The sequence below is a fragment of the Streptomyces sp. 13-12-16 genome, assembly GCF_002114215.1.
GTDB lineage: Bacteria > Actinomycetota > Actinomycetes > Streptomycetales > Streptomycetaceae > Streptomyces.
The window spans coordinates 1-2,132 of sequence record NZ_NCTE01001173.1 but is presented as its reverse complement, the minus strand read 5'-3'; the positions used below and the strand labels follow the sequence as shown (position 1 = coordinate 2,132).

The window sequence follows — 2,132 nt, the reverse complement described above, 5'->3', positions numbered from 1 at the left end:
CCCACCCCACCCCGCCAAACCGTAGAACCCCCGCACCCCCACCACTACGACTCGGCCAAACTCCACCCCCCGCCCTCCGCCCTACCGTGGACCCAGCAACCCACCCACCACACCCCAACGCGGAAGGGCCGGAACCCGCACATGACTTCCACCACCGCCTTCTGGCTCGCCGGCCGCCAGGCCACCGGCGAGACCGCCTTCGACGTCACCTCCCCCTGGGACGGCCACACCGTCGGCACGGTGAGCGTCCCCACCGACGCCCAGGTCGAGGACGCCGTCTCCGCCGCCCACGCCGTCCGCGAGGCCTTCGCCGCCACCCCCGCCCACACCCGCGCCGCCGCCCTCGACCACGTCAGCCGCCGCCTCGTCGAGCGCACCGAGGAGATCGCCCGCCTGATCTCCGCCGAGAACGGCAAGCCGGTCAAGTGGGCCCGCGGAGAGGTCGGCCGCGCCGTCTCCGTCTTCCGCTTCGCCGCCGAGGAGGCCCGCCGCTTCAACGGCGGCGAGGCCCAGCGCCTGGACACCGACGCCGGCGGCCAGGGCCGGCTCGCCCTCACCCGCCGCTTCCCCAAGGGCGTCGTCCTCGGCATCGCGCCGTTCAACTTCCCGCTGAACCTGTGCGCCCACAAGATCGCCCCCGCGATCGCCGCGGGGGCGCCGATCATCCTCAAGCCGGCCCCCGCCACGCCCCTCTCCGGCCTGATCCTCGGTGAGCTGCTCGCCGAGACCGAACTGCCCGCCGGTTCCTGGAGCATCCTCCCGGTCCCCAACGACCGTATGCCCGCCCTGGTCCAGGACGAGCGGCTGCCGGTGATCTCCTTCACCGGCTCCGAGACGGTCGGTTACGCGATCATGGACTCGGTGCCGCGCAAGCACTGCACCCTGGAGCTGGGCGGCAACGGCGCGGCCGTCGTCCTCGCCGACTTCGCGAGCGACGAGGACCTGGACCGGGCCGCGCAGCGCATCGCGACCTTCTCCAACTACCAGGGCGGCCAGTCCTGCATCTCCGTGCAGCGCGTGATCGCCGACGCGTCGGTGTACGACCGGCTGCTGCCGCGCATCGTCGCCGCCGTCGAGGCGCAGGTCACCGGCGACCCGAACGACGACGCCACCGACGTCGGCCCGCTGGTCAGCGAGGCCGCCGCGCAGCGCGTGGAGTCCTGGGTCGACGAGGCCGTCGCCGCGGGCGCCACACTGCACACCGGCGGCAAGCGCGACGGCGCCTCCTACGCGCCGACCGTGCTCACCGACGTGCCGGCCGACGCGACGATCTCCTGCGAGGAGGTCTTCGGACCGGTGCTGACCGTGCAGAAGGTGGACGGCGAGGCGGCGGCCTTCGCGGCCGTCAACGACTCCAAGTACGGCCTCCAGGCGGGCGTGTTCACGCACGACCTGCAGACCGCCTTCCGGGCCCACCGGGCCCTGGAGGTCGGCGGTGTGGTCATCGGTGACGTGCCCTCCTACCGCGCCGACCAGATGCCGTACGGCGGTGCCAAGCAGTCCGGTGTGGGCCGCGAGGGCGTGAAGTTCGCGATGGACGACTACACCTACGAGCGGGTGATGGTCCTGACGGGCCTCGCGCTCTGACCACACCCGCGAAAGGCCGACGGCCCGAGCCCGCTGTGCGGGGGCTCGGGCCGTCGGTCCTCGGTGACCGGTGTGGTCAGCGGAAGGCGGGAGCGGTGACGGCCGGGCGGTGGGCGCCGTAGTAGTCCTCGTCCTCCCAGCTGTCCTCCTCGCTGTTGATGGCGGCCACGACGCCGATGGCTATCAGGACGATCACGGCGATGCCGAGGACGAGGCCGATGATGCCCGTGATCAGGCCGGCCTGGGCCTGCCCGTGGTTGTCGGCCAGGCCCTGTTCGGCCTTCTTCCGGCCCTTGATGCCGAAGACGATGGCGAGGATGCCGAGGACGACGGAGACCACGCCGTAGAAGCAGAACAGGCAGCAGGCCAGGATGCCGAGCACCATGGCCGCGACGCCCATGCCGTTCTGCCGCTGGCCCGGCATGCCGGGCCAGCCGTAGCCCGGCGGGTAGCCGGGGTACCCGTAGCCGCCGGGCGCGCCGGGGCCGGTGGGCGCGACGGGCGGCGGGGGCAGCGTGGAGCCCGGGGCGTCGAAGGGCGTGGCG

The 2,132-nt window shown here is 73.2% G+C and carries 2 protein-coding genes; one reads left to right on the top strand and one right to left on the bottom strand.

Annotated features, from left to right (window positions below; translation table 11 throughout):
- Window positions 1–141: 141 nt before the first annotated feature.
- A complete protein-coding gene (locus tag B7767_RS37035; protein ID WP_085575838.1) occupies window positions 142–1,587 on the top strand; it encodes an aldehyde dehydrogenase family protein in 1,446 nt (481 codons plus the stop codon).
- Window positions 1,588–1,663: 76 nt separating this feature from the next.
- Here the strand turns inward: B7767_RS37035 and B7767_RS37030 are convergent.
- Window positions 1,664–2,132 (bottom strand): DUF4190 domain-containing protein (locus tag B7767_RS37030; RefSeq protein ID WP_143652851.1); only part of this gene is annotated, 469 nt, incomplete at its 5' end.